We start from the raw sequence: 25,033 nt of genomic DNA on the forward strand, positions 1-25,033 counted from the left end.
CGCGCCCATGATCGCCGCCGCCACCGGCTTCAGCGCTACCGCGTTTGTCACATAGGTCAGCCCAGCCCCTGACACCGAGTCTGGGTTTCCGTCAACGGAGTACTCGCCGGTGACGCGGTTCTTCATCACCGGAGCCAGGCCAGCGCGCGGCGCGGCGTAGGGGTCGGTCCACGCGAAGCCGCCGGTCAGATCCGCCGTGGCCTGCTTGGCGGCAATGAGCGCCGCCTCGGTGGCGGCGTCCAGTGTGGTGAGGATGGCGCCCACCGGGGCGCGGCCGTAGGAGGCCAGCAGCTTGATGCTCATGTCGTTCTCCGTTCAGACGTCTGCACCGATCAGGCCTGCGCGTCCTGCACGCAGATCGTGGTCTTCTCGGTGGCGATGCCGGTGCCGCCGGCGTTGTTGAGCAGCGCGGTGAAGGGGAAGGTCTGCACGATGCCGCCCTCGCCGTCTGCCTTGGACGCGCCGCCCACCTTGATGCGCGGGATGCTGAAGGCGATGAAGTCGGCCGCCGCGGTGTTGTCGGCCGTGAAGACCGCCACCAGGTCGATCTCGGTTTCGTTGACGAAGGCGTCGCGCATGGCGACGCTGTCGAAGTACGCCGTGAACTGGCCCGACACCATGACCTTGCCGGCGAACAACTGCGGGATGACGTTGCTGCCGACGACCGGGTCGCCGGTGAAGCTGGGGTCGATGTCCAGCGTCAGGCCCGTGAGGCTTGCTGCCACGACGCCGCCGGCGCGCAGCACGCCGTTGACGGCGGCCAGGCTGCCGGTCGTCGTCACGGCCGTGGGGGCGGTGAAGTACTGCACCGTGGTGGCGATGCCGCCGCGCTTGGCCGAGGTGTCGGCCATGTCCTGCCCCATCACGTCGATGGAGATCGTCGCCATGCCGGTAGGCGGCAGGCTGAGGCTGATCTTGTCGACCTTGTTGCCGAGGAACAGCTCGCTCTGGCCCAGGTCGGGGTAGTAGTGCTCGACGCCGAAGTCCTTGTCGGTGTGACCGGTCTGCGGAATCCAGGTGGACTTGCCGGTCTCCGCGATGGTGCAGCCTGCGATGGGGCCCTCGGCGAACAGGGCGCTGCCGTTCACCACGATGACCGTGGCCACCGTGGACGTGAGGCCGACGATGAGCAGGTTCTTGTTGAGGTTCAGCGCGTTCATCGCGCCGGCGGTGTTGCGGACGACGCGGCCGACCTTAAAGCCGTCGGTCAGGAAGTTGCCCGCGCTGCGCGTGATGGTCCAGGTGCTGCCCGCGCCGGCCGCGACCGTGAGGCCCACGGCGGCAGCGCTGACGCCGGCGGTGAAGTCGCGCTTCAGCGCCATGGCGAAGAAGTCGGCGTGCGTCTTGCAGCTCAGCTCACCGGCGATCTGGCCAGCGACGCGGCGCACGCCGTGGCGGAAGTCGGCCACCTGGAAGTCGGGCCGGATCTCGGCGGACTGGTAGGTGTCCTTCTGGAGGTCGACCGTGGACTGGGTGCGGCGCAGCAACTGGCCGCCCGCCTGGCCGGGCGCGGCGCCGAAGCTGCCGGCGTTGATCTTGTAGGCGACTTGCTTGAAGGTACCGGAAGCTGCGGGCATGGTGAACTCCTTACGGTTCTTGGAAGGTGACGATGAAGTCGATGGACTGGTGGAAGACGGTGCGGTCGTCGTCGCTGAAGTCAGGGCCGACGACGTCGCGCACGACGCTGTTGACGCGCACGCCGGCAATGAGGCCGCGCTGGTAGTTGCAGGCGATGCGCACCTGCTCCAGCAGATCCTTGAGCGCGGGGTAGGCGCCGGCCAGGCCGGTGACCTGGATGCGGCTTTGCATGAGGCCGAACTCGGCCGCCGCGTCCAGCGTGGAGAGCTGCACGGTGCTGACGTGCTCGACGACCAGGGCGGGCAGCGGCTCGCCCTGCAGGAGGGCGTGCGGATAGATGCGGTCGCCGACGATGGCGGTGACCGCCGCGGCCTGGGCCAGCAGCGCGTGGATGGCCTTCTCGGCGCGCATGGCGGTCAGGCCTCGTCGAGCACGTCGACGTCAGGCGTCTCGATGCCTTGCTTGGTGAGCCTGGCCCTGACGGCCTGGCCGAACGCGAGCACGGCGCGCTGCGCGGTGGCGTCCAGCGCGGGCCGCATGAAGGGATGCTTGCGCGCGCCGGGGTGTTCCACGCCGTCGCGCATGACGCCGGCAATGAAGAGGCTCTTGGCGCGCTTGGGCTTGATGAAGTGGGCCTTGGCGCCGAACTCCACCAGGTGCGCGTAGAACGGCGCGTTCTTGCGGTTGCCGCCCACGGTGATGGTGGCCAGCGGCTTGCCCTTGACCAGCCGCGTGCTGACGCGCAGCGAGTCGCGCAGCTTGCCGCTGCGCACCGGCACCTGGCGCTTGGCTTCCTCCAGCGTGACCTTGGCGGCCGCGCGGAGCGCGCTGCGGACAATGTTGCGCTCGATCTTGTCGGGCAGCTCGCTGAGCGCCTTCTGCAGCTCGGCGAAGCCCTTCAGCTTGACGTCAAACATCGCTGGTCTCCTCGCAGGTGATGAGCAGGCCGGAGCGGCGGCCCTGTTCGGCGGGCAAGCCCACCAGGCGGAAGCGGCGATTGCCTTCGACGATGCGCCAGTCGCCCTGCACGTCGGCGCGGTAGCGGATGAGGTACTGCACCTGACGCGAGGCCACGCGCTGGTCAGCGCTGGTGCTGGTGCCGCCTGCAGCCTCCATGCGCCGGGCGCACACGGTGGCCACGGTCTGATAGCTCGGCGCGGCCGACCCGTAGGCCGGATCTCGCGTGACGACGGGCTGCTGCAGCTGGATGTGACGATCAAGCTGGGAGCCGGAGAAGCGTTGCGCCATGGTGGGCCTCAGAAGGATGGGACGCGCCAGCGGTCCAGCAGGCGGTCGATGAACGAATTGCGCTGGATGGCCTGGCCGAGGGTCCAGGCCTCGCGGTTGTCGTAGTACGCCGCCACGCGCATCAGCACCCAGTGCTTGATGGCGGGAGGCACCGCGTCTGCCGTGGCCCAGCCGCAGGTGAAGTCCACCTGCACGGCGTCCAGCTGGGCGCGCGCGCTGGGCCAGGTCTTGCCATAGGCCGGCGCGAGGCGGGCGTAGAGCGGGTGCCCGAGGCTGACTTGGTAGTCAGTGCCGGCCACCAGGGTCTGCTGCACGCCATTGCTGTCGACGTACTTGACCGAGTCCACCGCGGTGACCGGCGGGCGGTGCAGCTCGATGGTCTGGATGACGAAGCAATCCAGCGACAGCCGCCACTGCTGCGGCAGGAGGGCCCGCCGCAGCAGGCCTTCCGCTTCGTCAGTGGCGGCGTAGACCATGGCTGTGATGAGCGCGTCGTCGTCCGCCACGTCGACGCGGCACTGGGCCTTGGCTTCGGCCAGGCTGACCACGAGCGCCGTGGGGGCGGCGATGCGCTGCAGTGCCATGGCTCAGGCCGAGATCTCGCCGGCGGCCAGGCGCTTGGCGTAGCGCACGGCTTCGGGGTGCGTGTCGATGACGAAGGACTTCTCCAGCTCTTCGACGCGCTCGACCGGTACGCTGGCCAGGTCGTTGGGCTTGCCGAACTCGCAGTCGGCCAGCACGCGCGCGTCGACGTGGGTCGGGGCGGGCTCGATGGGCCGCACGGCAGCGCCCAGCTCGCCGTCGACCTGGCCGGGCTGCGGGTCGCCCAAGGGCTCCAGCTCCGCGTTGGCGGCGGCGACCTCCTCTTCCTTGCGGGCAGGCGCCATGCTGGTGGCGCTCAGGTCAGCCGGCGCGGGGGCCGACGGGGCGGGTTGCGCAGCGGCTGCAGCGACGGGCGCGGGGGCCGGTGCCGGCGTGCGGGCGGTTGCCGCTTCCGCAGCGAAGGCGGCGCAGCTCAGGGCGAGGGCCGCGAGCGATGCGAACAGGCGACGAGACTTGAACATGTGGATCTCCTGAAGGGTGGAAAGAACCGCGCCCGGGTGCAGGCGTCTGCACTCGGGCGCGAAAAGGCCGGATGGCCTGGAGACAACCCTGGCGGGTCTGCGATCAGCTGGCGCTGTGCTGGTAGGTGCGCACGCGGCCGGTGTCCATCAGGTTGCCGCCGGCGCGCGCCCAGGCGAGGAAGCCGACCTGGCCCTTGCTCATGTAGGCGCTGTCGTCGAAGCGGAAGAGGTTCACCTCCATCGCATCGCGGATCGTGTAGCCCTCGAAGTCGCCGAACGCGATGCTCTTCGCGTTGGCCGCTGGCGCCGGCATGTCGTTGTTGATGGTGACCGGGTAGCCCAGCAGCAGGTCGGGAGCCTTGGCCGTGATGCCTTCGTCATAGCCCGGCGTCCAGATCGGGCGGCCCGCGGTGTCCTTGATCTTGCGCACCACGCGGCGCATCGTCTGGCCCATCATCCAGCCCGGCTCCGGGCCTTCCTCCAGGTAGGCGATGTCCAGCGAGTCGACCATGTCCGCCAGGTCGTCATAGATGACCGTCAAGGTCTGGCCGGTGGTGCCGGTCTTGCCGACGGTGGCGGAAGGCACCAGGCCGTCCGGCTCGGTGGTGCCTGCGCCCACCGTGAACTTCAGATTCTGGATGCGGCCGATGCGGGTGCGCAGGCGGTTGTTGATGAGCGCGACGATGTCGATCTCGGTGTCTTGCAGCAGCTCGATGGGGATCGTGATGATCTTGGAACCGAACTTGAAGACGTTCAGCGGCTTGGTTCCGAACACGAGGTCCGCATTGGAAGCCGGGCTGTTCTGCGTGACGATCTCGCCGATTTCGCCGGTGCCGTCCGTCGTCGGGAAGCTCATGGTGTTGCCCATGCCGGTCGGCAGGACGTTGGCCTTGCGGCGCATCGCGCCAAACGCCTTCATGGCTTCGATGAACTGCCGGGCCACCTCGGTCTGCACGGTGTAGCCGCCTTCGCTGCCAGTCGTCGTGCTCATGGTGTTGAGGACGATCTGGCGCTCTTCGGCGGTGAGGTCGACCATGCGCTTGCGCATGAAGATCTCGACGCCCTTGGCCAGCGGCGTCTTGTTGCCGGCCTTGTCCTTCTTCTCGGCGTCCTTGAAGTTGGCCTCGGCCTCCTGGTCCAGCACCTTCTGCAGCGCGGTGATCTGGCGCTGCAGGCGCTCGGCCTCGTCGCTGTCGGCGTCGAAGACCGACTGGTCTTCCTTCGACCAGGTGCGGTCGCCCATGCCTTCCAGCTGGGCCTTCATCTTGCGGTTCAGCGCGGCAAGGCGCTCCCGCAGGGCTTGGATGCTCGTGCTCATGGTGATCCTTTCAGTGGTTTGTTGAGCAGAAAAAGAAAAGGCCGCTCGGGTGAGCGGCCTTGTGGCTGGCGCGGGAGCGCGTCAGGCAGCGAGGCTCAGCAGGCGCAGACGGTTCTGGTTGCGCTGCAGTTGCTGGGCGATCTGGGCGTCATCGAGCTTGGGCTCGGGCGGCGTGAGCTTGGGGGCCTTGGCGTAGGCGCTGAGATCCCAGCGCGCAGCGTTGGCGGCCTGGTCGTTGGCCGCGCTGTCGCGCTTGGTGTTGGCGTCGATGGCATCGATGAAGCCCTCGGCCTTGGCCTCTTCGGCGGTGAACCAGGTCTCGTCGTCCATCCAGGCCTGCACGTCGGCCAGCGCCTTGCCGGTCTTGCGGGCGTAGTCGGCGGCGATGGTGCCGTCGATCTTCTGCAGCAGATCGGCCGTGTCGCGCAGCTCGGTCTTGTTGCCGTAGGCCATCGTCCAGCTGTTGTGCACCATGAAGAGACCGCCCTCGGTCATGCGCACCTCGTTCGCAGCCAGGGCCAGGTACGTGGCCGCGCTGGCAGCCAGGCCGTCGATGTGCGTGATGACCTTGCCGGGGTGGGCCACGATGGCGCTGGCCATCGCGCGGGCTTCGAACACGTCGCCGCCCGGGCTGTTGATGTGCAGATGCACGGTGCGGCCGCCGGCATCGGCCAGCGCCTTGACGAGGTCGGCCGCGTTCGCACCCCACCAGCTGCTGATGACGTCATAGACGTACACGTGCAGCTCGGTTTCGGTGGACTCGGCGCGGATGGCGGACTTGCCTTCGGCCTGGCCGCCGGCGTTGTCCTTGATGAGCTGCAAGAGCTTGTTGAGCTGGGGCATGGTCAGGCCTCGGTGGGGTTGGGAGCAGGAGCGAGTGCAGACGTCTGCGCGCCGCGCTGCGCCCTGAAGAGTTCGTCGCCGCCGGTCTCGGGCGGCATGTTCTTGACGCGGCGCACCTGGTTGGGCGTCATCCAGCCGTCGCCGGTGCCGGGGCCGCCGAGGGCAGCGCGGAAGTACTCGGCCTGGGTCTTGCTGTCGCCGGCGAGGATGGCGTCCAGGTCGAAGGACACGAACTGGCCAGCGCGGCGGAAGAGCTTGCGGTTCAGCTCCTCTTCCCAGCGCTGCAGCATGGGCTTGATGGTGAAGCGCACGAAGCCCAGCACGATCTGCTCGATGCCGGTACCCCAGCTGGTGGCCTTCTCGGTGTCGCCGATGATGACCAGCGGCACGCCGAACGCGTCGCAGATGTCCGACTTTTCGAACTTGCGCAGCGCCATCAGCTCCAGGTCGACAGGCGCGATGCTGAGTTGTTTTACCTCGGCGCCCTCGCTCAGCACCAGCGGCAGGTTGCGGCCGCGGCCCTGGCCGTAGGTCTTGGTGAAGCTGTTGTGCAGGAAGGTGACCTGCTCGTCGTCGACCTCGCCGGGGTAGCCGATGGCGATCTTGGGCATGCCGCCCTCGCCCATCGCGCGGCCGCTGAAGTCGCTGGCGGCCAGGCTGTTGCCGATGGCCTGGCGGGCGGCGTTGCTGATGATGCTCAGCGACCGCGTGCCGTCGAAGCCCATGCCAGCAAAGTGCAGCATGTCGTCCTGGTCGACGCCGTAGGCGCGGCCGGTGTCGGGGTCCACGCAGTCATACACCAGGCGGTTGCCCTTGCGGCGGGCCTTGCAGTTGTCGGGGTGGTGAACACGGAAGCCGGCCACGCCAGCGCCCTTGCGCAGGATCTCGGTGTGCTGGTCGCCACGGAAGGCCACGCAGCGCACGATCCATTCCTTCCAGCTGGCCGACGTCCAGGCGTCGTCCGGGCTTTCGTTGAGCAGCCACCACAGCGGCGTGGGCTCCATGCGCTCGCGGTCGCCCTGGGTGTTCAGCCGGTACTGGTGCAGCGGCAGCTGGGTGATGGCGCCGCTGACCTTGCTGAGGCAGGCGAACACGGTGGACACCTGCATGGCTGTGCGGTCCGTCACCGGCATGCCCGCGCTGCTGGTGATGGGGGCGAACAGATCCAGCATGCCGGTGCGGTCGCTGCTGACGACCGTGGTGGCGCTGCGCGGTGCAGGCGTCTGCACACCGGCGCGCTGGCGGGCGCCGGGGTTGGCGTCAAGCCAGGCGCCCAGCACGCGCGACTGGTGCGCCGTGGTGTCAAGGGTGTGGTGCTTGGTCATGCTGGTACTCGGTCGTTGAGATCCACGCAGAGCTGGCGGTGCCGCTTCGGCGCATCGGGCACCTCCAGCGCGCGGCCCAGGGCCAGCAGCAACGCCAGCGGGCCGTCGATCTTGTTTTGGTCGCGGCTCTTGCCGGGGTGCTTCAGGCCGTTGAATTTGCTGGTGCTGACTTCGACGTTGCTGACCATCCACGTGAAGACCGGGTTGCCGTCGGTGTGGATCTTTCGCTCCAGCACCAGGTTCTCCAGCTGGATGAGCGGCTGCGTGAAGAACAGCGCGGCCTGGCGGACCTCTACCATCGGCAGGCCTTCGGCCATGAGCTGGGTGGCGAAGTAGCGGGACAGCGCGGGGTCGAATGGAATTTCTTTGACGTCGAAGCGCTTGCAGAAGCGGCGCAGGTCGTCGGCAATGATGTTGAAGTCGGTGACGTTGCCGGTGTTCTCGACGACGTACCCGGCGCGGACCCAGCCCTGCAGGTGAGCATTGCCGCTCTGCTGGATGGCGGCCTCGTTGTGATACAGCCGCGGGAAGAAGTGCCAGTGCTCGCCGCGGCGGAAGACGAGCACCACGGCCGCGAAGTCGTTCTTCTCGGCCAGGTCCATGCCGATCCAGCAGGGCTCGCCTTCGAAGTCCGCCAGCGTGAGCGTGGGGTCGGCGGTGTGCTGCCAAGCCTGCATGTCCATCCAGGCGGTGGAGCTGCTGACCCAGACATTCAGGCGTTTGGTCAGGAAATTGTTTATCGCACTGGGCTGGGCAACGGCCTTGCGGCAGGCGGCCTCCATGTCGTCGACCTTGACGCTGATGCCCAGCGCCGGGTTGGCCTTGCGCCAGACGGCGGGGTCGTGCCACACGTCGCCGTCGTCGATGGTGTAGATGACGCCGAACCAGGTCTCGTCGATGGCCGTGCGCTCCAGCACCTTGATGGTGTAGTCGCGCAGTTCGTAGCAGATGCCCGAGCGGTCGAAGCCGGCCGTGGTGATGGCGCTGATGAGCGGCTGGCTGCGGGCGCCGGTGGCACTGTCCAGCACGTCCCACACGGCGCGGGTCTTGTGGGCGTGCAGCTCGTCGACGCTGGCGCCGTGGACGTTGAGGCCGTCCAGCGTGCTGCCTTCGGCGTTCAGCGGCTTGAAGCTGCTGGCCGTGCTGGCCATCGTGATGTCGTGCTTGCCGACCTCGACGCCGAAGTGCAGCATGAAGTCCGGCGAGCGCAGCGCCATGTTGCGCGCGGTATCGAACACTTCGCGGGCCTGCTCGCCCGTGGTGGCCACGCTGTAGCAGTGCGCGCCCGGCTCGCCGTCAGCGGTGGCCAGGTACAGCTCGCGCGCCGCGACGCGGGTGCTCTTGGCGTTCTTCCGGGCCACCTCCTCATAGCTGCGGCGGAAGCGACGCAGGCCGGTGTCGCGATGCTTCCAGCCGAACAGCTGGAACTCGCAGAAGATCTGCCACGGGTCCAGCTGGATCTTGGCGTAGGTGTAGCCGCCGTCCACGTAGACGGGCTTGGCCCATTCGCCCTTGATGTGCGGCAGCAGCTCGATGAAGCGGCAGGCCCGGCCGCCGGCGACCTGGTCAAGCACATAGGGAAACTCGTCGGTGCCGGCATGCGCCAGGTCGCGCAGGAAGCGCTGGCACGCCAGGCGCTCATACAGGCCGGCCACCTCGCCGCCGCTGACGACGGCCTGGGCGTAGGCCAGGGCGCGGTCGAAGTAGGTGGCGGACATGGCGAAGCTCTGCAGGATGGGTGGGCGGGCGGGCGGTTCAGCCCCTTAGCCGCGCAGGCCGCTGACGCGACCTGGCGGGCCGTCCCGTGAACGGGTCAGCAGGGGATCGACTTGAGAAGGCTGCCGGTGACCATGAAGACGAAGCGCTGGCCGGACTCGTCTTCCAGCACGAAGTCCACGGTGGCGTTGCCCGCCTGCGTGCCATTGCGCACGACGACGACTTGCTTGACCTCGATGGGCTTGACGGACGGCTGTGCCGCGGCCCAGTCGAAGCCCTTCGCGACGGCGTCGGCAGCATCAGTGCAGACGTTCACACAGAGGTGGTTGTGGATGGGGTTGACCATGGTGTGCTTTCAAAAGTCGCCGAAGGATTGCGGCAGCGCGCCAGCGGGCGGGGCCGGCGCAACAGTCGGTGTGGCCGCAGGCGCAGCCGGGGCTTGGGGTTCCTCGGCCAGCGGCAGCGCGCCCTGGCTGGCGTTGCCCTTCGCGTCGAAGAGCGATGCCTGGGCGCGCATGGCCGTCGTCACCACGGCGCGCGCGTCGGGCCGCAGGCCGAACGAGTTCAGGAACGTGTGCTGCTTCGCCTGTTCCTTGTTCAGCAGCTGATACAGCGCCGACTGGATGCGCAGCCCGTTGGGCGTCACGTCCACCAGCGCGTCGGTGGGGTCCTTGCCTTGCGAGATCAGCAGCGCCTGCTTCGCCTGGATGGCCGTCTCGATCTGCTCGACGCGGCCGATGGTCTGGCACAGCGCCGCGAACGCATCGCGGTCGACCGTGGACAGCAGGTTGTATCGGACCAGCTCGACGCTCAGCCGCTTCCAGGCTTTCTTGCCTTCCTTGCTCAGCCAGGCCGGCGCCGTCGGCGCGCCAGCCTGGGGGCGGAACACCGTCGACAGATCCAGCGGCCGATTGCCGCGGTTGCCTTCGAGCACCTTCAGCTCGACGGGCTTGGCAGCGGGTCCTGGTTTTGCCATGGTCTTCCCCATCGGGCGGATACCCCCCCACCCCTCTAACCTGCGCGCGCAAAAATTTGGGGACCGGGCCGGTCCTCTGTGGGGGCAGGCTCAGACTTTTCCTGCCCCCCCCTCCCCTGCGCTGCCTCGCGCGCGGTCTTGCGCTTGTGGCAATCGACGTTGATGGCGCGCAGGTTGTTGTCGTCGTCGACGCCAGCGAGTGAGCCGTGCCGTCGCTTCCACTCGGCCTTGTTCACCTTGTGGTCCACCTGCGTGGCCGACAGCAGCCGACCAGCTGCCTTGCACTCTTCGCACTGGCACAGCCCACAGTCGCGGCGCAGGATGCGGACGCGCAGTCGATCCCAGTGCGCGCCGTAGCCGCGCTCATGTCGCGACCCGCGCGACGCATCGGCGAACTGCCCGCGCCTGACCTTGTGGGCATCGCAACGCGCGCTGCCGTCATGCACCAGCACGCCGCACGCGGTGCACGGCTTGGGTGGGGCGATGGGCATGGCGATTCCAGAAGCGACGACGCCCGCCAGCGCATTGAGCTGTCGGGCGTCGGGGTGTGCTGCGTGCCTCAGAGACACCAACACCAGCGTTCCAGGAATGTAGGAGAAATGTCTAATCCTTAGAACTCTGGCGCGCACGCTTGGCAAGCTTCGCGCGGGCTGCGATCGACAGCGGCTTACTCGCGTCGCCACGCGGCCGCGCAGACGCCTGCACCAGCTCGCTGGCCTCGCGCTGGTGCCTGAGGCGCGCATCAGCATCACGCAGCCAGGCCGCCAGCGTCTCGTGCGCCTTGTCGATGCGGACATAGAGCGTGGGCCGGCTGATCTGCAGCTCGTTGCAGCGTGTCTCCATCGAGCCATCGCCGAGGTAATACACCTCGACCGTGCGCCGAAGGTGAGACGGCAGCGCCTGCACGCCCCGGTCCGTCTGCTCCGCCTCGATGTCCAGCGTTGGCACCTTGGCTTCGTACCCGCTGGGCCGGCCAGCCGTCACGGCGGGCAAGTACAGCGACGCGTACCCGAGCCCGCCAGACCGGCCGGCAGCAGTGCCGCCCGATTCCTTCCACCGCGCCCAGTTCAGGCAGCGGCGCTCCAGCTCCTCATTGCGCGCCATCGTCCTGCCCCACCAGCTTGCCCGCCAGCATTAGCACCGCCGCGCCCGGGAACTTCTGCAGCAACGTCCCCAGCTCAGCCGGCACCAGCTCACCAGCCGGCGCCGTGCCCACGCTCACCCGGCCTTCGCTGGCCCAGAACTGGCCCGGCTCACCACGCACCACACCAGCACGCCAGCATTCATTCAACTGAGAGCCCCTGCCCGCCTCCCGTTCGCCACGCATCAGGGCGACAACCCGGGGCATGTGCTGCGTCATCCAGTCCCAGCTCAACTTTGCACCGCCGTCCATCCGTCCACCTCTTTTATTGAGTGAGTGACACACACAGGTCTTCGCGCTCGCACGCGCCCGCGAGCGCACCTGTGCCTACATGCATGCGCTCGCAGTAAGCCAACCCAGGCGCGATCGGCAATGCAGCAGCTCCAACTCGGTCTTCCATAGGAAACCACCGCGCTGTGCGCTCACTGCCGCCCCTGGACGGCTGGACGGATCGGCTACATGAACGGCCCGTGGACCGACGTCCCCGCGCACGCCCCACAACGCCGGCCGCGAATCGCGCCTCCAGCAGTCGTCATGAAGCGCCGCGTATCCGGCACCGCGACCTTTTCCGCGCTCACGAAGCGCGCTCCCTGGTCAGAACGGTGCACCATCGGCCCCCTCCAAAGATGGCTCGTCGTCGCGCGACTCCCCATCCACGTGCTGCGCCTGGCTGCCGTCATCGGCACCAGGCGCTTTCTCGTCACCCGGCAACACAGGCGGCCACACCTCGGGCCTGAAGAAGCCGCGACGCCGCTGCCCCTTCGTCTCCCGGCCGGCCTGCCAGCCCATCGCATCGAGCCAGCTGCGGATCTGGTTCTCCAGCTGCGCGCTGCTCTTGCCCGGGTCCGTGCCCAGCGCCTCCACCATCTCGTCGATGGAGACAAACGGCGTCGTCATATGCAGGTGCTGCGTGGCCTTGGCCTCGTTCACGTGGCCGCCCACGCGGGTCAGCAGGCGCCACAGCCTGGCCTGCACGCCCGTCTCCATCAGCCGCTTCTCCTGCTCGGGCACGAAGTAGGCGTCCTCCTCCTCGGGCGTCGGGAAGATGCGCTCCCCTGCCTGGAACAACGCCACCGCCTCGGCGAACAGCTGCTCGCGCCGCTCCCGCAGCCAGTCCAGGTCCGGCCGGTGCAGCACCACGAAAGGCCAATACCGGCGATTGCCGGACAGGTCGCGCAGGTACTGGTACTTGTTCGTAGAACAGAAAATGATGCACTGCCGAGGGTGGGCCACCACATAGCGGCCATAGGCGCCCCGATAGCGGTCTTCCGTCGACGACAAGAACTGCTTCGACTGCTCAGCATCGGCCCGCTGCAGCGCCGTCATCTCGCTCAGTTCATAGCCCCAGATGCCGGCCAGCTGCTCATAGGCATCCTTGCCAGAGCCGATTTCGAAGTGCGTGTCGGAGAAGAACTTCTCCCCCACCAGCACCTTGATGAGCGTGCTCTTGCCCAGCCCGCCCTTGCCTTCCAGCACCGGCGTGTAATCGAACTTGCACCCCGGCTTGATGACCCGCGCCACCAGCCCCAGCAGCATGTAGCGGCCCACCAATTGCAGGTAGCGCCGCAACCCGGGCGCCAGCTCGTCGGACTTCAGCCGCAGCACATAGATCAGCCAGTCATCCAGGCGCTTGCGGCCATCGTGCTGCAGGCCCTCCAGCCAGTCACGCACCGGGTGAAAGCGGTTCTCGTCGGCCACCGTATCGATGGCCTCCTCCAGCGCCGACTTGCTGATGGTGGGCAGCCGGTAGTGCGTGCTGAGGTAGTCCCCCAACCGCAGCGGGTCCGAGTCGATCATCGGCGCGGCCGCCTTGCGCCATGGCCACGCTTCGCGCGTCTCAGGCCCTTCCGTCAGCTCGTTGAAGCCCACGCACCCGCGCAGGCTCTTGGCCTTGCGCAACGCCGCGATGACCAGCTTGCGGTTGGGCTTCAGCCCCCACACCTTGCACTTCGTCTGCGTGCAGACGAAACGAAGGTAATCGCTGAACTCGTCATCGTCATCCCCGCCCACGCCCGTGTCTTCATCGTCATCGGGCGGGGGCTTCTTACCGCCGCCGCCCGACTTCCCCGCATCGCCAGCGGGCGGCGGCACCTCAGCCGCTGCAGACGTCTGCACAGGCGCGTCAACGGGCAACGGGCCTGCTCGCCCGAAGAACTGCAGCACCCGCTCCGCATCCCACCCATCCGTCTCGATGGCATCCGCCGCATCCCAGCCGTCGTCAACTTCGCCCGGCTTCGGAATCGGCAACAGCTGCACCTGGCAGCCCTGCGTGTCGCGCAACAGCGCGCCAATGCCCAGCATCGCCGACATGCCCGGCTGCTTCGCCTCAGGCAACAGCGGCTTCGTGGCCTCGGCCAGCGCCCGTGCAGCCTCGTCCGTGTACTGCTCCCGCTCCGCCTTGGTCAGCGGCTCGCGCTTCGCATCGCAGTCTGGCCACAACAGCACGTTGCAGGCCGCCAGCCAGGCCCACATCGCCTTGCGCCAGGCCTTGCTGCCGCCCGGCCAGCTGGCCACCACGTACACACCGGGGCAGGCGGCATCCAGCACCGCATGCAACACCTCGGCTTTGCGCTCCCCCTCCACCAGCACCACGGTGGGCAGATAGGGCTTGTCGCCCTGCACTGCCACCGGGTGTTGCCGGCCCGGGTAGAACAGCGGCCGGGGCTCATCCCACTGCCGCCACCGCCAGGCCATCGTGCCGTTGCCCTCGCTGACGCACCAGGTGTACGGCAGTGTCTCCTTGCCGCCGTCGCTGGTGCGAAACCGCACCACGTAGCCCAGCAGGCATCCATCGGCCCAGTACGCCGCCGTGTGCGTGATGTCGCTGGCGGCGCGGTGGTAGTGCTTGAAGTTCGCCAGCGAGTGCGCGAACTCGGGCACCGGCAGCGCCGTCTTCCAGGCCTCCTGCGGCCCCTTGTCCACCGCCTTCGGCGGCGGCGGTGGAGGCGTGCGCACCACCACAGGCGCGCCGGCCGGCTGCTTAACCAGGCCGGCCACATCCTCCAGGCCATGCGCGCGTGCCAGCTCGATGGCAGCCTCGCCGCCGCTCAGCCCATGAATGGCCGCGTAAAGCGAAATCAGGTCAGTGCCAACCTCGCCGGTCGCGAAGTCGCCCCACTTCCCCTTGTCCAGGTTGACGGCAAAGCTGCTGCCAGCGCCGCCGCTCAGGCTCGCACAGAAGTACTCGCGCCCGCGCTGGGCGCCGCCCGGCAGCCAGTCCTCCACCAGATCGGCGGCGCGGCGCAGCAGCGCGTCCGCCAGCTCTTTGAACTTGATCGGGGGCAGATCCCCCTTGCGGCCGGCGGTCAACGGAAGTCAGCCCAGCAACGCGCCAGGTCATCGAACGCCGATGCCTGCGAGGCCATCGACGCCGCGCCTGGCCGCGCGAAAACCTTCATCGGCCGGTTGGCCCCCGGCACGCGCCGGTGGCCGATGACGATCAGCTCCCCGGCCGCCGCGATGTTGTCGGCCGTGCGGCGCGCAGCATCGAAGCCCACGCAGGCCAGCTGCGCCAGGTCACGCCAGGTGACGCCCTGAACGCCCGGCTCCGCCACCGGGACGGTGCTGACGGCGGCGTCCATCGCCGCGCGGATCTCGCCACGGGGCCGCATCAGCGCACTCCCCCGCGGCGCTTGCCCGCCGCATTCAGCGCCGCCAACTGCGACATGAGCCGCTGACCAACAATCAGCAGCTCGTCGTATTCCATCCGCGCGGCCGCCACGTCGGCGTCCGTCACCACGTCCTTGCTCAGCGGCGTGGACACCGCCGCGACGACATCAGCAAACTCCTTCGCCGTCTGCGCCAAGAGCAGCGCGCACGGCTGGGCATCGGCGTCATAACCCTCGGGCTTCGGGATGGGCGGAAAGTGCCCGCACTCCTCCGCATGCGCACGCAGCGCGCGGTAGTCGCCCAGCGACAGCTCGATCTGCACCGCGTCGTCAAAGCCCAGCTTGGCGCGATGCGTCGGGCTCAGCTGGTCAGCCAGGTCGCTGATGCCGACCTGGCGGCCAACAGCGGCGGCCCCGCCGTGGTGCCGCACCATCGCGAGCATGGCCTGCATCACCGGCGTCATGGCAGCACCTCGCCCGCTGTCTGAGATTGGCCCTCGGGCGGCAGACTGGAGGAACGGATTGCGGCCGCCGCGGCGACAGTGGCGACATGCCTCGTCGCCACCTCATCCCTCAGCGCTTTGAGCTTGAGTGCATCGTTGGCCCCCACCGGTGCCCGACCTCGCGCCCAGCGCGACATCCGAAACTGCGGAATGCCCGTGCGCGCACCTATCTCCGTCTGAGATAGGCCGTGCTGCATGAGCTCCTGAATGAGTTGCGCAGTTGCATCCATCCGCGCAGTCTATGTGATGTTGCATTAGTAGACAATGCACAATCGCATGATGCATTTGCGCATAGTTCGCCAATGCGACCGCAAGACTTGATTGAGGCACTTCGCCTGCAGCGCGGGCTGTCGGTGGGCCGCCTGGCGGAGCTGATGCACAACCGCAACTTCCAGGGCACGCTTCACCGCTATCTGAAGAGCGACACCACAGCGCCAGAACACTCCACCGCCGAGCGGATCGCCAAGTTCTTCGACCTACCGCTGGAGGCCATCTACGACGCCCGCGTGGCGGCGCGCATTGCGCGCGAGCGCGGCATGGCTATCTCCCCTGTCGTCGCGCCGTCCGCGCACGTGGCTGAAGACGTCAAGGTCTACGAAGTCAAGCGGCCTGCGCGGCAGTTCCCCGCGCCGCTGATGGCCCGCGTCGCCGGCCTGTCCGATCCGCAGTTCAAGAGCCTCATCGAGATGATGACCGTGTTCCTGAACGGCATCGCGCCGGAAGTCTCGCCCACCAAACAGGGCGCCAACTGAACGCGAGCGCGACAATTTACCCGTGGCCGAAAACGCCACGGGCCTAGCCGCCACTGCGGCGCGTGTGGGGCTAGCGCTTCCCTGCCTTGAGCTGGGCGATGCGGCTGTCTGCCTCTTCGAGCGAGATGCGCCTGGACGTCTTGAGGTCGATAAGCCCCATCAGCTTCCAGCGCGCGTAAGGCGGCGGAGAGTTCATCGGCGCGTCGGCCAACAGCACCCAGCCGAACCCCGCCTTGCGGTACTCAAGCCGTCGCGTGACCAGCGGCGGCCGTGGTTTCTCATAGGCTGTCGACACGTCAGCGTCTGGCTTGCCGTGACGCTGGATGATTGCCGCCACATCTGCAGCCGGCAGCGACTGTTCACCCGCCCAGGCGGGTGCGGACAGGCCGACCGCCACGGGCGCGACAAGGAAATCCCTGCGGCGCTGCTTCATCGCGGCTACCGAGCACTGATGGCTTGCGCAACCGCGCTGCGCACGGACTCCACAAATGCCGGATTCGTGGACTTCAGCGCCAGCGTCTCGCCGCCACCGCTCACCAGAATCAAGCTGCGCGACCTCACCTGCTGCCAAATCCAGGCGGCCGCCGCAAGCGCCACGATCAGCCCCCCACGAGTTTCAGGCTTGCTGCCCATCAGCAGCGCAACCACCAGCACCAAGCCTGCAATCCACGGCGTGCCTGGCCTCATGACCTTGACCGAGCCAACGTTGCGCACCGCGAACGTCTGACCGTCAATCTCAATGCGCGTGCTTGTCACAAGCACGTTTCCCACCCGCAGGTACTCCACCTCTTCCATCTGCCCTCCCGTGGGCGCGGCATCAGTGCGCCGCATGTCGTTGCATTGCGGCCAATTCTGTCCAACAAGTTAATGCAATGATGCATTGACAACATCAATGCGACCTTGCATAGTCGCCACCGCCAACACAACGCGGAGGCACCATGCAGCCCACGACGACCGCCAGCCGAGCCTGGCGCAAAGCCCCAGACGATCAGCCCACCGAGCTGGCCAACGGCCAGACCGTCCAGCGCGCCAACCGCATCCCGCGGGTGGCCCGGCGGCCGGCCAAGCCCGGCCTGTTCAGGCGTCTGCACATCCACCTGCTGCAGTACCTGCTGCTGACGCGCATCGACAAGCTGGGCAAGCGGGCTGACGACATCGAGCGCCGGCTGGGCATGAGCGCGCAAAACGCGCACGAGCTGGCTCGGCTCTTCCGCTACAGCCCCCTCGTGGAAGCGCAGCGCCGCACCCTGCGCCGCGAGCTGGCCCAGGTGGCCACCGACTTCCGGCAGGTGCGCCAGCGCCTGGACGACCTCAGCGCGGAGCTGGCGTCGTGAACGGCGTGCTGGTCACCGACAACCTCGCCTGCGGCCTGCATGTCAGCGTCAGCGCTGAGCTGAGCTACTGGCGGCATTGCCACTACTTCAACGATTTCCGCGGCACCAAGGGCCGCTGGGTCATCGCGCTGCACCCCAGCCCCGCCGGCCGCGAAGTGGCGGGCCGCGCCATCCTCGTCCGCCCCGCGGTGGTGGACGACTTCGGCACGCTGGTGCCGGTAGGGACGCTGCAATGAGCCCGCGCCACACCCCCGCCACGCTGCGCATCCAGTCGCGGCTGGAGCGCCTGGAGCTGGAACACCTGCGCGCGCTCGCCGCGGAGCAGGCTGCGCAGATAGAGGCGCAGGCCGAGCAGATCGCCGAACTGCGGCGCGACAACGAATGGCTGGAGGACGTGGCCGAGTGCCACCAGCGCGAGACCATGGCGCTGGGCCAGCGCATGGAAGAGGCCGGCACGGGCCACCTCGGCCTGACCATGAGCGGCAACCTGATCGTCATTGCGCGCGGCGTTCCCGAACTGGGGCTGTCGTCATGAACTACGCCCACAACTTCACCGTGGGCGGCGACGCCAAGGATCCAGACCAGTACATCGAGTGCAACGTCTACGCCCATCAGGGCCAGCAGGCGGCGCACTGGAGCGAGTCGGTGCACATCATCATCGGCTCGGTCGACCACCAGGTGTGGGGCTGGCTGGACCCGGCCAAGGCCCGCACCTTTGCGCACAACCTGCTCGCCTGCGCCACGCATGCGGAGCAGGCCGCCGCCGCTCGCGAACAACGCGAGCGCGACGCTGCGGGAGTTCGGCCATGACGACCGCCACCGAAGCCGTCCCCGGCCTCAAGGCGTTCATCTACGCCGACCCCGGCCAGGCCCGCCGCGACACCCAGTCGCGCCAGCTGTGCGCGCGCGACGGCCACCTGCCCACGCTGCGCTGGCGCGGCATGGTGCTGCGCTGCTACCGCTGCACGCGCTGCGGCCAGGAGCGGCGGCCGTGAAGCCCACCTCCACCCAGCTGGCGCGCGCCTACCACCAGGTGCGCCGCCCCGACTGGCCCTGGGCCAGCGCCGACGAGCTGGCCGAGGCCAAGCGGCGCGTGGACCAGGCCTACACGCTCACCAACGCGTGCGCCGCCAGCATGGCCAACGGCCACGCCCTTGCGCCGGTGCCGGCCCCCATCCCGCCAGCGGCCGCACCCAAGCCCGTGCAGACGCCTGCACCGCACTTCCACCGCCGCCGCGATGACGGCGCCGTCGATCTCAAGCGCGCCGCTTCCGGCGACACCGACTAACCCGCCGCGCACGCCGGCCGGGAACGCCTGGCCGCGCTCGAGGCGCCACCACCACGAGGCACACATGCAACCCGACCTCACCGTGATCCGCCGGCATGGCCGCTACCGCGTCCTTGCCCACAGTCAGCCCGCCCGCCTGAAGGACGGCACCGTCATCGACATCCACCTGGTGCAGCAAGACCCGCCGCACCTCGACGACCGCTTCCTGCGCGCGGTGCTGGACCACGAGCTGGTGCAGAGCCACGTTTTCGACGTGCGCGACCTGGCCGCCAGCCGCGAGCTGCGCCAAGGCCTGGACGACGACATGCGGCGCGCCCACGAGCGCGACGCCGGCGACCTGGTGGTGCTCACGCTGCGCCAGTTCTACCCCGACGCCGCCAGCCTGCTCACCAAGATCGTCGAAGAGAGCTTGGCCAAGCTGCTGCCGCCTGGCCACTTCGCGCACGGCGACGACACGCAGGCGGACATGTTCGTCACGCCGGCCGAGACGGCCGCCCTGACCCGCTTCCTCACCCAAGCCCCGGCCACGCGCCGGCCCTTCTACGCGCGCGGCAAGGAGGCCGACCGTGTCTGACGTTCAATACCTCGATATCCCGCTGGGCCAGCTGCACGACAGCCCCACCCAGCCCCGGCTGGTCTATGACGACGCCTACCTGCAGGAACTGGGCGCCGACATCAGGAGCCACGGCCGCACCCTGTCCCCGCTGCTGGTGCGCCCGCGCGTGCCGGCGCTGTTCGCCGCCGTGGGCGACGAGCAACTGGCACGCGACGCCACGGCCGGCTATGAGATCGTGTTCGGCCACTGCCGCAAGCGCGGCTGCGAGATCGCCGGCTTGGCGACGGCGCGCTGCGAGGTGCGCTCGATGACCGACGAGGAGGTGGAGCGCGCGCAGATCTCCGAGAACCTGCAGCGCAAGAACGTCCACCCCTTTGAAGAGGCCCAGGGCTTCCAGGCGCTGATCGAGCGCCACAACGACACCCCCGACGCCATCGCCGAGCGCACGGGCAAGAGCCGCACCTACGTCTACGCCCGGCTCAAGCTGCTGCAGGCTTGCGCCGAGGTGCGCAAGGCCTGCCTGGCCGGCGAGATCGACGCCGAGGTGGCGCTGCTGGTGGCACGCCTGCGCAGCGACACGCTGCAGATCAAGGCGCTGAAGCGCATCAGCGCCAAGGCGTGGGACTTGAAGGACGGCGGCAAGCGCAGCTTTCGCAACATCCGCGACCTGCTGAACGAAGAGTTCACGCTGGACCTCAAGGCCGCGCCCTTCCCCATCGACGTCGTGCTGGCGGGCAGCGGCCCTTGCCCCACCTGCCCCAAGCGCAGCGCCAACGCGCCCGAGTACCAGGACGTGGCCGAAGGCCAGAAGCGCAGCCAGTGGAGCCACCAGAACCTCGGTCCGAACGTCTGTACAGACCCCGAGTGCTTCGCCGCGCGCAAGACTGCCCACTTCGCCAACCAGGCCGCCGAGCTGCGCCGCAAGGGCCGCACCGTCATCGACGGCAACCGGGCCCGCGCACTGGTGGGCGCCGATGGCAAGGTCAAGGGCGGTTACCTGCCCCTGGCCAGCGTCAAGGACGAACTCAAGCGCGCGCACAAGGCGCCCTTCCTGCCCGCCGCCGTCGTCATCCAGTGCCCGCGCACCGGCAGGACGCACGAGGCCGTGAAGGAAGCCGACCTGGTGGCCGCCGGCCTGCGCACCGCCAGCACGGCCAGGCCCGACGCCACCGGCCACCGCAGCAGCGCGCAGGCCATACAAGACCGCGCCGCCCGCGAGGACCAAGCCAACGCCAAGACCGCCCGCAACCGCGCCTGGCTGCTGGCCGTGCGCGAGGCCGCAAGCCTGCAGGCGCGCAGCGAATTCGACCTGCGCCTGATCTGCCACCACCTGCTGGAGCGCGCCGACGACAACGGCGAAAGCGGCCTGGACATGCTGCTGGACGTGCGCGGCGTGCGGCTGAACGAGCTGCGCGGCCAGATCGAGCTGCTGCCAGCCAACGAGCTGGCGCTGCTGATGCTGGACCTGGTGCTGGCCGAAGGCTGCGAGGTGGACAGCTGGAACCTCGACGACGACCCCGCTGCGCTGATGGCGGCCGGCGCCCACTACGGCGTGGACCTGGCGGCCATCGCTGCCGAAGCCGCCTCTACCCCTGTCCCCGCTGCGCGCGCCAGCAATGGCACGTCGGACGAAGAAGGCGGCGATGCTGACGACGAGGCCGGGGATCTCGCCCAAGGATCTGGCCAGGCCGGCTCCGCCGGCAGTGATGACGAGGACGTCGGCTCCGCCGACGCAGCCAGTCCGTTGAAGCCGGCTGAAGCCGGCGAGTCGGCGGCAGCATGAGCGGCGGGCTCAATCGCGCCCTTGCCACCGGCCAGGCCGCACGGGACTACAACCCCCTGCGCGTGCTGCAGGAGCTGGAGGCCGCCATCGGCTACCGCGACGGCTACGTCATTCCCCTGGGCAAGTCTCAGGACGCCTGGCTGTACCGCCTGCTGGTGGACACCGTGCTGTTCCACGCCGGCGGCGACAACGCGCCGCGGCGCCAGGCCGGCCCGTTGTCCACCAGCCTGCTGACGCGGGCCCGCGTCGACGCCGGCCGCGAGCTGGCCAGCTCGATGCTGCTGCCCGTCATCGGCAAGATCCGCGCGACCGGCGGCGACGCCGCGGCGGTCGACATGGTCATAGGCGCCATCACGCAGCTCGCCGGCGCGCTGGTCCACCACCAGGGCCCGCAGCAGGCCGCGCTGGACCTCGGCGCCATCGTCAGCGCGGTCGCTCAATACAAGGGGCCTGCGTGATGACGGCAACCCATCAAAGCCGCTTCAGCAAGGCCTGGGCAACCACTGCGGCTGACGTCCCGCCCAAGTGCAAGCAATTCCGCACGAGCGCGCTGGGCCTGCAGCGCCGGTGCTGCAGCTGCCAGGAATGGTGGCCCGCCGACACCGACTTCTTCACCCGCGCCGCGCACGCGCCAGGCGGCCTCGCGTCGCTGTGCAAGGCCTGCGCCTTCGACCGCTCGACCACCGCCGCCAACGCCGGCCGCCTGCGGCCCGCCATCACCGCGCCCATGCAGATGCTCGCCAGCGTGGCGTGGCTGCGGACCTATCCACCCAGGAGCCCATCATGATCGGCACCCAGCCCACCGGCACCATCGCCGGCGTTGTCATCACAGCCGTGGCGCACGAAGGCCTGCGGGTCTTGGTCGACGGCAAGCCCGGCCGCCTGGCCATCCTGGACGACGCCGGCAACGTCGTCTCCGCCGGCGACGTCGTCGCCGCCGAGGCCGAAGCCGTCGCCGTCAACAGCCACCGCAACTTCCTCATGGGCCAGGGACACCTGCGCGTGCTGAGCAACCCGCTGGAGGCCAAGCGTGGCTGACCCGACACAAGACGCCATCAACGCTTCCCGCTACGAATGGATGCGGCGCGCGTTCGTGACCTTCGACGAGGAAGGCTTCTGCAACACCGGCCTGGAACCGCTGGCGCTGTGCCAGACGGAAGCAGAGGTCGACGCGGCCATTGACACCGAGCTGGCCCGCGCCGCGGGCCGCCCCATCCCTTGAGCGACATCGATATGGGCATGACCGCAAGAGTGGCGCTGCCACCGATACCCCCACGGCCTCCAGAAATCGGAGCGCACGAGCGCATCGTGCTGGCCGCCTTGAAACAGGCTGCTGCCGAACTGGAGAGGGGCCGCCGGCTCGACACCAGCGGGACAACGGCCAGCGTCTCCGCTACCGGCAACCGCTGGACTTTCAACCTGCAGTTCAAGCCTTGAGCGACATCCATAGGAGGCCAAGAAATGGCACTGACATCAACCGAGCAAGTCGCGTTGCGCGCGCTGAAAGAGGCGCTGGCGAAAGTCATGGACGCGCAGACCCTGTGCGTGGAGGCCCATTGCACAGGGGATCAAGTGGTCGACAACCTGCTGCGCGCTGAGGGCGCGCTGGTGCAGGCGATCCGGGCTTTCGACTGACCTCCCATCCCCTGGAACTAGCCATCATGACCAACCCCACTGAGAAACGCGCGCCCGTCCAGGGCTACCCTGGCGGCATCCCCTGGGCCATCCACCTGGAAGCCTACGAGGTCTACTGCAAGCGCTGGGGCGCCCAGCCCGCGCTGATCGACCTGGAGGGCCGCAACTGCCGCGGCGGCTTCAGCACCGGCGAACTGGATGACTTCATTCCAGGCTGGCGCGACCGAGTAGCCGAGTTTGGCCTGCTCAAGACCAAGGTGGCCGAGCAAGCAGCCCGGCTCGACGACTACGCGACGGAGATCAACCGGCTGCGCAACGTCATCCAGGCGGCATGCAGCGGCGGCCTGGAACACATGATTGATCGCTGGGAGCAACTGTTCCCCGACGCTCCCACCCCGACTGTTGCCACCCGCGCCAAGACGGCTGACCTGCAGGGGCTGCGCGACGTGCTGCTGAACTCCGGCCCAGTCGTCCGCGACGAGGACGGCTACTGGTGCAGCCTGGCTTTGCCGCACTGCGACGAGAACGTCGACTACGCCAAGCTGCTGGCCGTGTTCGGCCTTGAGACCGCCATCGTCGACGCCGAGAGCCAGATGGACTTCGACGCGCACGAGGCGATGTGCGAGGCCGGCGGCTGCAACGCCTGGACGCCCACGCCACCGGAGGGCGACGGCTGGGTGATGGTCAGCCTGCACGACACCGAGGACGGCGCCGTGGCGTTCTACGTGCGCCCCGCCGCGCCGGCCAAAAAGCCCCGGCCCATCGGCGTCGAAGCCGTTGCCGTTGTCCGCCCGGGCGGAGAGGACGGTCCCACGCTTCACTGGCTGCTGGAAGGCGGCATCCACGCCGCGGCCGAGGGTGGCGAGGCCGTGCTGGTGATCGCGGGCGCGCCAATCACCGACGACGACGGGCACGGCTACGTCTATCGCGCCTGAACTTCCCATCCCCGGAACTGGCACCAATGACTGACGCCCTCGTCCTCGACCCCTGCTGCGGCAGCCGCATGATGTGGTTCGACCGCAAGCACCCTGACGTGATCTACGGCGACCGCCGCGCCGAAACCATCACCGTCACCGACCGCAGCCACGGCAACCCCAGCGGCACGCGCACCATCGAGATCGCGCCCGACACGCTGCTGGACTTCCGCGAGCTGCCCTACCCGGACGGCGCCTTCAAGCTGGTGGCGTTCGACCCGCCGCACCTGGTGCGCGCCGGCCCGAAGTCCTGGCTGGCCGCCAAGTACGGCAAGCTGTCCGAGGACTGGCGCGACGACCTGCGCCGAGGCCTCGCGGAATGCATGCGCGTGCTGGAGCCGCATGGCGTCCTCGTCTTCAAGTGGAACGAGACCCAGGTGAAGCTCAGCGAGGTGCTGGCGCTGACGACGCACCGGCCGCTGTTCGGCAACACCAGCGGCAAGAAGGCCGGCACGCATTGGCTGGTCTTCATGAAGCCGGCCGCGGCCACCTGATCCTATCCCCAAGCCTCGCCCATCAACCCCACCAAGGACAACCATGCCCACCGGATACACCGCCGACATCAAAGACGGCATCACCTTCAACACCTTCGCCCTGAACTGCGCCCGCGCGTTCGGCGCCTGCATCATGCTGCGCGATGAGCCGGCCGGCGGCGACAAGATCCCGGAGCAGTTCGAGGTCAGCAACTACCACGCCGAGCACGCCGAAAAGATGCGCGGCGAGCTGGTCAGCTTCCACGCCCTGACGCCGTCTCAGCGCGAACAGCAGGCCGCGAAAGCCTGGGATGACGCCGAGACGCGTCGCCTGATGCGCCTGGAAGAGATGCGCGCCCAGCGCAAGGCTTACGAGGGCATGCTGGCCCAGGTCGACGCCTGGACTCCGCCCACCGCCGAACACGTCGGCCTGCGGGACTTCATGCGCAAGCAGATCGTCGAGAGCATCGATTTCGACTGTGACGAGACCTACTACTTGACGCCGACGGCCCGGCTGACCGGCGAGCAGTGGGCCGCAAAGCGCCTGGCGGATTTGCAGCGCGACATCACGTACCACGAGCAGAACCACGCCGAGGAAGTGCAGCGCACCGACGGCCGGTCGGCCTGGGTGAAAGCCCTGCGCGCCAGCCTGCCGGCCTGACGTTCCCGCCCTTCGACTGTAGGTACCCACGATGAAAACGACACCTTGGTTCAGCGGCAAGACCCAGCCCGCGCGCGATGGCGTTTACGAACGCAAGCACCGCAGCTGGGGGCTTTGCTACTCACGCTTCCACCTGGGCCGCTGGAAGTTTCCCGGGAGCACACCCGATGTGGCGGCCACCCAAGAAGTTGACTCGGACCTGCAGCGCGAGCCTTGGCGCGGCCTAGCCGAAAAACCCAACCGCTGACCCTCCCACC

40 protein-coding genes are annotated in these 25,033 nt (G+C 68.5%); 19 read left to right on the forward strand and 21 right to left on the reverse strand.

Going from position 1 to position 25,033, the window contains the following annotated elements; translation table 11 throughout:
* The 19 genes from AC1Q7O_RS24675 to AC1Q7O_RS24765 form a co-directional block, all read right to left on the reverse strand.
* The coding region (locus tag AC1Q7O_RS24675; RefSeq protein WP_492661778.1) for a hypothetical protein at positions 1-303 on the reverse strand (303 nt) is incomplete at its 3' end.
* A 29-nt stretch (positions 304-332) separates the two neighbouring features.
* Complete coding sequence (locus AC1Q7O_RS24680; RefSeq protein WP_492661777.1) at positions 333-1,577, reverse strand: phage tail tube protein; 1,245 nt, start codon at positions 1,575-1,577, stop codon at positions 333-335.
* A 10-nt stretch (positions 1,578-1,587) separates the two neighbouring features.
* Positions 1,588-1,989, reverse strand: a complete 402-nt coding sequence (gene gp17, locus AC1Q7O_RS24685; RefSeq protein WP_492661776.1) for a tail completion protein gp17 — start codon at positions 1,987-1,989, stop codon at positions 1,588-1,590.
* Between the two features lie 5 nt (positions 1,990-1,994).
* The gene (locus AC1Q7O_RS24690; RefSeq protein WP_492661775.1) at positions 1,995-2,495 is read right to left on the reverse strand and encodes an HK97-gp10 family putative phage morphogenesis protein; all 501 of its coding nucleotides are present in this window, start codon (positions 2,493-2,495) and stop codon (positions 1,995-1,997) included.
* Positions 2,488-2,826, reverse strand: a complete 339-nt coding sequence (locus AC1Q7O_RS24695) for a phage head closure protein (protein ID WP_492661774.1) — start codon at positions 2,824-2,826, stop codon at positions 2,488-2,490. The genes AC1Q7O_RS24690 and AC1Q7O_RS24695 overlap by 8 nt, the downstream gene beginning before the upstream one ends.
* Positions 2,827-2,834: 8 nt before the next feature.
* Entirely contained in the window at positions 2,835-3,410 is a 576-nt protein-coding gene (locus AC1Q7O_RS24700; protein ID WP_492661773.1) for a head-tail connector protein, read from the reverse strand.
* Positions 3,411-3,413: 3 nt separating this feature from the next.
* The gene (locus tag AC1Q7O_RS24705; RefSeq protein ID WP_492661772.1) at positions 3,414-3,890 is read right to left on the reverse strand and encodes a hypothetical protein; all 477 of its coding nucleotides are present in this window, start codon (positions 3,888-3,890) and stop codon (positions 3,414-3,416) included.
* A 103-nt stretch (positions 3,891-3,993) separates the two neighbouring features.
* Complete coding sequence (locus AC1Q7O_RS24710) at positions 3,994-5,208, reverse strand: phage major capsid protein (protein ID WP_492661771.1); 1,215 nt, start codon at positions 5,206-5,208, stop codon at positions 3,994-3,996.
* Positions 5,209-5,289: 81 nt separating this feature from the next.
* Positions 5,290-6,051 carry a head maturation protease, ClpP-related gene (locus AC1Q7O_RS24715; RefSeq protein WP_492661770.1) on the reverse strand — a complete coding sequence of 254 codons (762 nt, stop codon included), beginning with the start codon at positions 6,049-6,051 and terminating at the stop codon, positions 5,290-5,292.
* Positions 6,052-6,053: 2 nt separating this feature from the next.
* Positions 6,054-7,376, reverse strand: coding sequence for a phage portal protein (locus AC1Q7O_RS24720; RefSeq protein ID WP_492661769.1), 1,323 nt, complete (start codon positions 7,374-7,376; stop codon positions 6,054-6,056).
* Positions 7,373-9,094, reverse strand: coding sequence for a terminase large subunit (locus tag AC1Q7O_RS24725; RefSeq protein ID WP_492661768.1), 1,722 nt, complete (start codon positions 9,092-9,094; stop codon positions 7,373-7,375). The genes AC1Q7O_RS24720 and AC1Q7O_RS24725 overlap by 4 nt, the downstream gene beginning before the upstream one ends.
* Before the next feature lie 95 nt (positions 9,095-9,189).
* Positions 9,190-9,438: a hypothetical protein gene (locus AC1Q7O_RS24730; protein WP_492661767.1), complete on the reverse strand. Its 249-nt coding sequence runs from the start codon at positions 9,436-9,438 to the stop codon at positions 9,190-9,192.
* A 9-nt stretch (positions 9,439-9,447) separates the two neighbouring features.
* Positions 9,448-10,068, reverse strand: a complete 621-nt coding sequence (locus AC1Q7O_RS24735) for a phage terminase small subunit P27 family (protein ID WP_492661766.1) — start codon at positions 10,066-10,068, stop codon at positions 9,448-9,450.
* 35 nt (positions 10,069-10,103) lie between these two features.
* Positions 10,104-10,559 carry an HNH endonuclease gene (locus AC1Q7O_RS24740; protein WP_492661765.1) on the reverse strand — a complete coding sequence of 152 codons (456 nt, stop codon included), beginning with the start codon at positions 10,557-10,559 and terminating at the stop codon, positions 10,104-10,106.
* A 112-nt stretch (positions 10,560-10,671) separates the two neighbouring features.
* The gene (locus AC1Q7O_RS24745; RefSeq protein WP_492661764.1) at positions 10,672-11,172 is read right to left on the reverse strand and encodes a helix-turn-helix domain-containing protein; all 501 of its coding nucleotides are present in this window, start codon (positions 11,170-11,172) and stop codon (positions 10,672-10,674) included.
* Entirely contained in the window at positions 11,159-11,461 is a 303-nt protein-coding gene (locus AC1Q7O_RS24750; RefSeq protein WP_492661763.1) for a hypothetical protein, read from the reverse strand. Before AC1Q7O_RS24750 ends, AC1Q7O_RS24745 begins: the two co-directional genes overlap by 14 nt.
* Positions 11,462-11,803: 342 nt before the next feature.
* Positions 11,804-14,518 (reverse strand): VapE domain-containing protein, encoded by a 2,715-nt coding sequence (locus tag AC1Q7O_RS24755; RefSeq protein ID WP_492661762.1) that lies wholly within the window; start codon positions 14,516-14,518, stop codon positions 11,804-11,806.
* Positions 14,515-14,790, reverse strand: coding sequence for a hypothetical protein (locus AC1Q7O_RS24760; protein WP_492661761.1), 276 nt, complete (start codon positions 14,788-14,790; stop codon positions 14,515-14,517). The genes AC1Q7O_RS24755 and AC1Q7O_RS24760 overlap by 4 nt, the downstream gene beginning before the upstream one ends.
* 29 nt (positions 14,791-14,819) lie before the next feature.
* Positions 14,820-15,281, reverse strand: a complete 462-nt coding sequence (locus AC1Q7O_RS24765; RefSeq protein WP_492661760.1) for a phage regulatory CII family protein — start codon at positions 15,279-15,281, stop codon at positions 14,820-14,822.
* Between the two features lie 341 nt (positions 15,282-15,622).
* On the opposite strand from AC1Q7O_RS24765, the gene AC1Q7O_RS24770 reads away from it, so the two are divergent.
* Positions 15,623-16,072 carry a helix-turn-helix domain-containing protein gene (locus AC1Q7O_RS24770; RefSeq protein ID WP_492662759.1) on the forward strand — a complete coding sequence of 150 codons (450 nt, stop codon included), beginning with the start codon at positions 15,623-15,625 and terminating at the stop codon, positions 16,070-16,072.
* Between the two features lie 70 nt (positions 16,073-16,142).
* Here the strand turns inward: AC1Q7O_RS24770 and AC1Q7O_RS24775 are convergent, their stop codons facing one another.
* A complete protein-coding gene (locus AC1Q7O_RS24775) occupies positions 16,143-16,505 on the reverse strand; it encodes a hypothetical protein (protein ID WP_492661758.1) in 363 nt (120 codons plus the stop codon).
* Between the two features lie 5 nt (positions 16,506-16,510).
* Entirely contained in the window at positions 16,511-16,867 is a 357-nt protein-coding gene (locus AC1Q7O_RS24780; RefSeq protein ID WP_492661757.1) for a DUF6232 family protein, read from the reverse strand.
* 143 nt (positions 16,868-17,010) lie between these two features.
* On the opposite strand from AC1Q7O_RS24780, the gene AC1Q7O_RS24785 reads away from it, so the two are divergent.
* The 18 genes from AC1Q7O_RS24785 (at position 17,011) to AC1Q7O_RS24870 (ending at position 25,023) form a co-directional block, all read left to right on the forward strand.
* Positions 17,011-17,406, forward strand: a complete 396-nt coding sequence (locus AC1Q7O_RS24785) for a hypothetical protein (protein ID WP_492661756.1) — start codon at positions 17,011-17,013, stop codon at positions 17,404-17,406.
* A complete protein-coding gene (locus tag AC1Q7O_RS24790) occupies positions 17,403-17,642 on the forward strand; it encodes a hypothetical protein (RefSeq protein WP_492661755.1) in 240 nt (79 codons plus the stop codon). The genes AC1Q7O_RS24785 and AC1Q7O_RS24790 overlap by 4 nt, the downstream gene beginning before the upstream one ends.
* Positions 17,639-17,941 carry a hypothetical protein gene (locus AC1Q7O_RS24795; RefSeq protein WP_492661754.1) on the forward strand — a complete coding sequence of 101 codons (303 nt, stop codon included), beginning with the start codon at positions 17,639-17,641 and terminating at the stop codon, positions 17,939-17,941. Before AC1Q7O_RS24790 ends, AC1Q7O_RS24795 begins: the two co-directional genes overlap by 4 nt.
* On the forward strand, positions 17,938-18,216 hold the full coding sequence (locus tag AC1Q7O_RS24800; protein WP_492661753.1) for a hypothetical protein: 279 nt from the start codon (positions 17,938-17,940) through the stop codon (positions 18,214-18,216). The genes AC1Q7O_RS24795 and AC1Q7O_RS24800 overlap by 4 nt, the downstream gene beginning before the upstream one ends.
* Entirely contained in the window at positions 18,213-18,401 is a 189-nt protein-coding gene (locus tag AC1Q7O_RS24805) for a hypothetical protein (RefSeq protein ID WP_492661752.1), read from the forward strand. The genes AC1Q7O_RS24800 and AC1Q7O_RS24805 overlap by 4 nt, the downstream gene beginning before the upstream one ends.
* Positions 18,398-18,694 (forward strand): hypothetical protein, encoded by a 297-nt coding sequence (locus AC1Q7O_RS24810; protein WP_492661751.1) that lies wholly within the window; start codon positions 18,398-18,400, stop codon positions 18,692-18,694. The genes AC1Q7O_RS24805 and AC1Q7O_RS24810 overlap by 4 nt, the downstream gene beginning before the upstream one ends.
* 64 nt (positions 18,695-18,758) lie before the next feature.
* Positions 18,759-19,268 carry a hypothetical protein gene (locus AC1Q7O_RS24815; RefSeq protein WP_492661750.1) on the forward strand — a complete coding sequence of 170 codons (510 nt, stop codon included), beginning with the start codon at positions 18,759-18,761 and terminating at the stop codon, positions 19,266-19,268.
* The gene (locus AC1Q7O_RS24820; RefSeq protein WP_492661749.1) at positions 19,261-21,033 is read left to right on the forward strand and encodes a ParB/RepB/Spo0J family partition protein; all 1,773 of its coding nucleotides are present in this window, start codon (positions 19,261-19,263) and stop codon (positions 21,031-21,033) included. Before AC1Q7O_RS24815 ends, AC1Q7O_RS24820 begins: the two co-directional genes overlap by 8 nt.
* A complete protein-coding gene (locus tag AC1Q7O_RS24825; protein ID WP_492661748.1) occupies positions 21,030-21,491 on the forward strand; it encodes a hypothetical protein in 462 nt (153 codons plus the stop codon). The genes AC1Q7O_RS24820 and AC1Q7O_RS24825 overlap by 4 nt, the downstream gene beginning before the upstream one ends.
* On the forward strand, positions 21,491-21,820 hold the full coding sequence (locus tag AC1Q7O_RS24830) for a hypothetical protein (RefSeq protein WP_492661747.1): 330 nt from the start codon (positions 21,491-21,493) through the stop codon (positions 21,818-21,820). The genes AC1Q7O_RS24825 and AC1Q7O_RS24830 overlap by 1 nt, the downstream gene beginning before the upstream one ends.
* Positions 21,817-22,071: a hypothetical protein gene (locus AC1Q7O_RS24835; RefSeq protein ID WP_492661746.1), complete on the forward strand. Its 255-nt coding sequence runs from the start codon at positions 21,817-21,819 to the stop codon at positions 22,069-22,071. The genes AC1Q7O_RS24830 and AC1Q7O_RS24835 overlap by 4 nt, the downstream gene beginning before the upstream one ends.
* Complete coding sequence (locus tag AC1Q7O_RS24840; protein ID WP_492661745.1) at positions 22,064-22,255, forward strand: hypothetical protein; 192 nt, start codon at positions 22,064-22,066, stop codon at positions 22,253-22,255. The genes AC1Q7O_RS24835 and AC1Q7O_RS24840 overlap by 8 nt, the downstream gene beginning before the upstream one ends.
* Entirely contained in the window at positions 22,252-22,470 is a 219-nt protein-coding gene (locus tag AC1Q7O_RS24845) for a hypothetical protein (protein ID WP_492661744.1), read from the forward strand. The genes AC1Q7O_RS24840 and AC1Q7O_RS24845 overlap by 4 nt, the downstream gene beginning before the upstream one ends.
* A gap of 24 nt (positions 22,471-22,494) precedes the next feature.
* Positions 22,495-22,668 carry a hypothetical protein gene (locus AC1Q7O_RS24850; RefSeq protein ID WP_492661743.1) on the forward strand — a complete coding sequence of 58 codons (174 nt, stop codon included), beginning with the start codon at positions 22,495-22,497 and terminating at the stop codon, positions 22,666-22,668.
* 26 nt (positions 22,669-22,694) lie between these two features.
* Positions 22,695-23,603, forward strand: coding sequence for a hypothetical protein (locus AC1Q7O_RS24855; protein WP_492661742.1), 909 nt, complete (start codon positions 22,695-22,697; stop codon positions 23,601-23,603).
* 26 nt (positions 23,604-23,629) lie between these two features.
* Positions 23,630-24,136 carry a class I SAM-dependent methyltransferase gene (locus AC1Q7O_RS24860; RefSeq protein WP_492661741.1) on the forward strand — a complete coding sequence of 169 codons (507 nt, stop codon included), beginning with the start codon at positions 23,630-23,632 and terminating at the stop codon, positions 24,134-24,136.
* Positions 24,137-24,179: 43 nt separating this feature from the next.
* Entirely contained in the window at positions 24,180-24,776 is a 597-nt protein-coding gene (locus AC1Q7O_RS24865) for a hypothetical protein (RefSeq protein ID WP_492661740.1), read from the forward strand.
* Between the two features lie 31 nt (positions 24,777-24,807).
* A complete protein-coding gene (locus AC1Q7O_RS24870; protein ID WP_492661739.1) occupies positions 24,808-25,023 on the forward strand; it encodes a hypothetical protein in 216 nt (71 codons plus the stop codon).
* Positions 25,024-25,033: the final 10 nt, after the last annotated feature.

This window comes from Roseateles sp. GW823-FHT07B05, assembly GCF_058794515.1.

Coding starts and splice junctions, on each gene's coding strand:
- AC1Q7O_RS24680 (WP_492661777.1), bottom strand. CDS start 1,577: ATGCCCGCAGCTTCCGGTACCTTCAAGCAAGTCGCCTACAAGATCAAC.
- gp17 (WP_492661776.1), bottom strand. CDS start 1,989: ATGCGCGCCGAGAAGGCCATCCACGCGCTGCTGGCCCAGGCCGCGGCG.
- AC1Q7O_RS24690 (WP_492661775.1), bottom strand. CDS start 2,495: ATGTTTGACGTCAAGCTGAAGGGCTTCGCCGAGCTGCAGAAGGCGCTC.
- AC1Q7O_RS24695 (WP_492661774.1), bottom strand. CDS start 2,826: ATGGCGCAACGCTTCTCCGGCTCCCAGCTTGATCGTCACATCCAGCTG.
- AC1Q7O_RS24700 (WP_492661773.1), bottom strand. CDS start 3,410: ATGGCACTGCAGCGCATCGCCGCCCCCACGGCGCTCGTGGTCAGCCTG.
- AC1Q7O_RS24705 (WP_492661772.1), bottom strand. CDS start 3,890: ATGTTCAAGTCTCGTCGCCTGTTCGCATCGCTCGCGGCCCTCGCCCTG.
- AC1Q7O_RS24710 (WP_492661771.1), bottom strand. CDS start 5,208: ATGAGCACGAGCATCCAAGCCCTGCGGGAGCGCCTTGCCGCGCTGAAC.
- AC1Q7O_RS24715 (WP_492661770.1), bottom strand. CDS start 6,051: ATGCCCCAGCTCAACAAGCTCTTGCAGCTCATCAAGGACAACGCCGGC.
- AC1Q7O_RS24720 (WP_492661769.1), bottom strand. CDS start 7,376: ATGACCAAGCACCACACCCTTGACACCACGGCGCACCAGTCGCGCGTG.
- AC1Q7O_RS24725 (WP_492661768.1), bottom strand. CDS start 9,094: ATGTCCGCCACCTACTTCGACCGCGCCCTGGCCTACGCCCAGGCCGTC.
- AC1Q7O_RS24730 (WP_492661767.1), bottom strand. CDS start 9,438: ATGGTCAACCCCATCCACAACCACCTCTGTGTGAACGTCTGCACTGAT.
- AC1Q7O_RS24735 (WP_492661766.1), bottom strand. CDS start 10,068: ATGGCAAAACCAGGACCCGCTGCCAAGCCCGTCGAGCTGAAGGTGCTC.
- AC1Q7O_RS24740 (WP_492661765.1), bottom strand. CDS start 10,559: ATGCCCATCGCCCCACCCAAGCCGTGCACCGCGTGCGGCGTGCTGGTG.
- AC1Q7O_RS24745 (WP_492661764.1), bottom strand. CDS start 11,172: ATGGCGCGCAATGAGGAGCTGGAGCGCCGCTGCCTGAACTGGGCGCGG.
- AC1Q7O_RS24750 (WP_492661763.1), bottom strand. CDS start 11,461: ATGGACGGCGGTGCAAAGTTGAGCTGGGACTGGATGACGCAGCACATG.
- AC1Q7O_RS24760 (WP_492661761.1), bottom strand. CDS start 14,790: ATGGACGCCGCCGTCAGCACCGTCCCGGTGGCGGAGCCGGGCGTTCAG.
- AC1Q7O_RS24765 (WP_492661760.1), bottom strand. CDS start 15,281: ATGACGCCGGTGATGCAGGCCATGCTCGCGATGGTGCGGCACCACGGC.
- AC1Q7O_RS24770 (WP_492662759.1), top strand. CDS start 15,623: ATGCGACCGCAAGACTTGATTGAGGCACTTCGCCTGCAGCGCGGGCTG.
- AC1Q7O_RS24775 (WP_492661758.1), bottom strand. CDS start 16,505: ATGAAGCAGCGCCGCAGGGATTTCCTTGTCGCGCCCGTGGCGGTCGGC.
- AC1Q7O_RS24780 (WP_492661757.1), bottom strand. CDS start 16,867: ATGGAAGAGGTGGAGTACCTGCGGGTGGGAAACGTGCTTGTGACAAGC.
- AC1Q7O_RS24785 (WP_492661756.1), top strand. CDS start 17,011: ATGCAGCCCACGACGACCGCCAGCCGAGCCTGGCGCAAAGCCCCAGAC.
- AC1Q7O_RS24795 (WP_492661754.1), top strand. CDS start 17,639: ATGAGCCCGCGCCACACCCCCGCCACGCTGCGCATCCAGTCGCGGCTG.
- AC1Q7O_RS24800 (WP_492661753.1), top strand. CDS start 17,938: ATGAACTACGCCCACAACTTCACCGTGGGCGGCGACGCCAAGGATCCA.
- AC1Q7O_RS24805 (WP_492661752.1), top strand. CDS start 18,213: ATGACGACCGCCACCGAAGCCGTCCCCGGCCTCAAGGCGTTCATCTAC.
- AC1Q7O_RS24815 (WP_492661750.1), top strand. CDS start 18,759: ATGCAACCCGACCTCACCGTGATCCGCCGGCATGGCCGCTACCGCGTC.
- AC1Q7O_RS24825 (WP_492661748.1), top strand. CDS start 21,030: ATGAGCGGCGGGCTCAATCGCGCCCTTGCCACCGGCCAGGCCGCACGG.
- AC1Q7O_RS24830 (WP_492661747.1), top strand. CDS start 21,491: ATGACGGCAACCCATCAAAGCCGCTTCAGCAAGGCCTGGGCAACCACT.
- AC1Q7O_RS24835 (WP_492661746.1), top strand. CDS start 21,817: ATGATCGGCACCCAGCCCACCGGCACCATCGCCGGCGTTGTCATCACA.
- AC1Q7O_RS24850 (WP_492661743.1), top strand. CDS start 22,495: ATGGCACTGACATCAACCGAGCAAGTCGCGTTGCGCGCGCTGAAAGAG.
- AC1Q7O_RS24855 (WP_492661742.1), top strand. CDS start 22,695: ATGACCAACCCCACTGAGAAACGCGCGCCCGTCCAGGGCTACCCTGGC.
- AC1Q7O_RS24860 (WP_492661741.1), top strand. CDS start 23,630: ATGACTGACGCCCTCGTCCTCGACCCCTGCTGCGGCAGCCGCATGATG.
- AC1Q7O_RS24865 (WP_492661740.1), top strand. CDS start 24,180: ATGCCCACCGGATACACCGCCGACATCAAAGACGGCATCACCTTCAAC.
- AC1Q7O_RS24870 (WP_492661739.1), top strand. CDS start 24,808: ATGAAAACGACACCTTGGTTCAGCGGCAAGACCCAGCCCGCGCGCGAT.